The sequence below is a fragment of the Okeania sp. SIO2B9 genome, from assembly GCF_010672505.1.
Lineage (GTDB): Bacteria > Cyanobacteriota > Cyanobacteriia > Cyanobacteriales > Microcoleaceae > Okeania > Okeania hirsuta.
In genome coordinates this window covers 1-2807 of the sequence record NZ_JAAHGK010001030.1, presented here as the reverse complement: position 1 = coordinate 2807, position 2807 = coordinate 1, and the positions used below count along the sequence as shown (strand labels likewise).

At 36.4% G+C, this 2807-nt stretch carries 2 protein-coding genes; both read right to left on the bottom strand.

Annotation, left to right across the window (positions count from 1 at the left end; genetic code table 11):
- Positions 1–356: 356 nt before the first annotated feature.
- Complete coding sequence (locus F6K13_RS26855) at positions 357–2012, bottom strand: SLBB domain-containing protein (protein WP_124145933.1); 1656 nt, start codon at positions 2010–2012, stop codon at positions 357–359.
- Positions 2013–2038: 26 nt separating this feature from the next.
- On the bottom strand, positions 2039–2566 hold the full coding sequence (cysC, locus tag F6K13_RS26850; protein ID WP_124145934.1) for an adenylyl-sulfate kinase: 528 nt from the start codon (positions 2564–2566) through the stop codon (positions 2039–2041).
- Positions 2567–2807: the final 241 nt, after the last annotated feature.

Here is a 2807-nt window from a genome sequence, read left to right as displayed (position 1 = left end):
TCAAGGGTTTTGAGAGTTAGACCCTTGTATTGCAAGGAATCCAGCCTCTTTATATTCACTTTATAAATCAGCTCTAATGTACAGATCCCTATCAATATATATAGAAAATATTGACTTGGTTAGGACATAGAATGATAATCAGTTAAATATGAGGAAAAGTTTTTCCCACTGTTGCTAGTAGCCTGTTGCCTGCTATATATGGAGCTACTGATATGTTAGTCGAAGGAAAGGGCACGAACATATCAAAAGCTTAGACAACACAAAATTTTTCCTTCTTTTTTATTGCTTCTTTTTTATTGCTTCTTTTTTATTGCTTCTTTTTTATTGCTTCTTCCTTCTTTTTTTTTCCTACAAACTTAATTAAAAATATCTAAAAATATCCCTAAAATTCTATTAATAGGACTGAAAGGAGCTAAAACACCTCTAACATTATCAGTCAAAGCTGCCCTACCAGAACGACCAACTAAAATTACATCATTATTAAGTAAAGTAGGGTTAGTTTCCTCATTAACTTCCGCAGAAAAATCTACCTGTACCTGACGACGAGTAACCGTACCATTCGGATTAAGACGAATAAGCTCCACTTCTTCAGTTTCAGCTCTTCCCTGGTTAAAACCCCCTGCCGCTAATAAAGCTTGATTAAGCGTACTATTAGGAACCATAGAAATTATCCCAGGATTAACAACTTCTCCAATAAGATTAATTTTTAGATTGCCAGGAGAAAAACTTGATGCGGTAACTTCAGCTAATTCATCCAAGTTAACTTCATCTGCTACTGGCACATAAATTGTATCTCCTGACTCTAAAACTAGGTCTTGGTTTAAATCTCCATTTTGCAGAAGTTGCCAAAGGTCTACTTTTATAACTTGTTCTGTACCAGCACGAGTTAGTCGGCGTACCATTATTTGCCGAATATCTGCAGATGGAGTAATACCTCCTGCCATTTTAATCGCTTTAGTGACAGTATGCAAATTAGTATTTTGAGAAGATGAAATATTGTTATCTGCTTCGGTAGAATCTGAGTTTTCTTCTGTAGCTGAAAGTTGACTTTGGTCAATACCTGTTTCTAATATATATGGACCAGGCCGTGCCACCTCTCCCACCACTGCAATATTGAGAGGTTGAGTATTAGTACCAGCAAAGTTAGCATTTACTAATTGAGAAGACTCTACTGGATTAACTTCAGTAATACTAGGGACAAATAAAGTATCCCCATCCCGCAGAGGAATATCTTGGCGCAAGTTACCATCTTGCAGTAGTTCCCATAAGTTAATACTTATGACTTGCTCTGGAGCATTGAGTTGGGTACGACGAATTTTGATTTGCCTGACATCTGCTGAAGTTGTCACTCCACCTGCAACCTGTAATGCTTTAGTAACTGTAGGTAATTGAGTCCCACTTTGAGTATCTTTCCCTCCATCGACAATGGGAGAAATAGTATATGAACCTGGATGTTGGACTTCTCCAGCGATCGCTATTTTCAATGGACGTGCTGCTAGGAGATTGAGATTAACTATAGATATTTGTAGATATTCGCTGTATTTTTCTTGAATTAATTCTTTTGCTTCATCTAAAGTCTTTCCCTCAACCAATACATTACCTACCAATGGCAAGTTAAGAGTCCCATCAATTTGCACTTGATGTTGGCCATTTTTCCCACTATATTCTGGTATATTAAAGATATCTATTTGAATGCGATCGCCGCCGCCCAGTGTATATGCTGTTGAGTCTGGTAAAGGAGTTTCTGGTTCAGGAATAGATATTGGTTCTGGTGCTGGAGGAAGCAGTGGTGGTTTTGCTTCCGTACCTTCAGGCCAAGATTCTGTGAGTTTTGGTAAAGTTGAGTTTGCTGGTGCTTTCTGAAATTTTTGAGAGAGGGGTTGAGCTTGTGCAGAATATGCCAATCCCCAGCAACTGGATAATAAAACTATTATTCCATAACTTAGATTTTTGGACAAAGATATGATTAGCAAAATGTCATCTTCCCAGTATCTAGATTTATTTTGCCTCATTGCTGAATCCCTCCCTATTCTTTAGATTACGCTAAATGACCTGATTTTTCTAAACTATTAATTATATGAGCCACACTTTCTTCTAATGTTTCTTTATCTGTGTGGCAAGTAATTTCTGGATTTTCTGGTGCCTCGTAAGGGTCGTCAATACCAGTAAAATTTTTAATTTCTCCTGCCCTAGCTTTGGCATATAATCCTTTTACATCCCGTGTTTCACATACTGCTAAAGGTGCGTTTATATAAACTTCTATAAAATTTTCATCCATTTCCCTAATTTGATTGCGTATTTCTCTGTAGGGACTAATTGCTGCGGTAATTGCTACTACTCCGTTACGACTGAGGAGATGAGCTACAAATCCAATTCTCCGGACATTTATATCTCGGTCTTCTTTGCTAAAAGTTAACCCTTTTGATAGATTTTCTCGAACTATATCTCCATCTAATATCTCTACTTTACGACCTCTTTCTCTTAATTTTTCTGCCACAACCTTACTGATAGTTGTTTTCCCAGCTCCACTTAAGCCTGTAAACCAAAGAATAAACCCTTTTTCCATTTTAACTTAATTTTTGTGAGTTTTGACTAATTTTACATTTTACCGGAATTTGTGAATTAGTAGTTAAGCAATACCCAATGTAACTAAATTTTTTGACAAACACAAATAAAATTTTAGGCCACCAACCTGTTAATAATTTTATTTACTGAATGAGGGCTATCTAAACCGGATAATCATGGGTAGGTAGTTGAAACATAGTTTTTGTTCTTTCATAATCTATAGAATTAATTTAGGTCTTAAC

What these genes read in the sequence shown, in the direction of transcription:
- F6K13_RS26855 (WP_124145933.1), bottom strand. Translation starts at nt 2,012, where the DNA reads ATGAGGCAAAATAAATCTAGATACTGGGAAGATGACATTTTGCTAATC.
- cysC (WP_124145934.1), bottom strand. Translation starts at nt 2,566, where the DNA reads ATGGAAAAAGGGTTTATTCTTTGGTTTACAGGCTTAAGTGGAGCTGGG.